We start from the raw sequence: 293 nt of genomic DNA, 5'->3' as shown, positions 1-293 counted from the left end.
AGAGGGGAGGAGCGGTCCGTGCCACGTTTCGTCCAGTTCGATGAGTTCGGTTCGCGTGATCACCTGCACGGGGTGGAGCGGGAACGGCCGTGGCCGGGACCGGGCCGGCTCCTGGTGCGCGTGATGGCCACCGGCCTCAGTCCGATGGACTGCAAGGCGTACTGCGACGAGGCCGCGGCGGCGCGCATGGGCGTCACGCTCCCCAGCGGTATCGGGCAGGACTTCTCGGGATTCGTCGAGGAGCTCGGCGATGGCGTGACCCGGTTCGAGCTCGTTCAGGCGGTGCTCGGCAC

Annotated in this window: 1 protein-coding gene; it reads left to right on the top strand. The window is 69.6% G+C overall.

All coding sequences use genetic code 11. The annotated features are described in order from the left end of the window. Positions 1–18: 18 nt before the first annotated feature. A partial coding sequence (locus ACPYOG_RS19385) for an alcohol dehydrogenase catalytic domain-containing protein (RefSeq protein WP_481295762.1) occupies positions 19–293 on the top strand: 275 nt, incomplete at its 3' end.

This window comes from Leifsonia sp. HAY1-4F (assembly GCF_056755275.1).
Note: the sequence above shows the minus strand (reverse complement) of the source record. Positions and strands in the feature narration are given on the sequence as shown.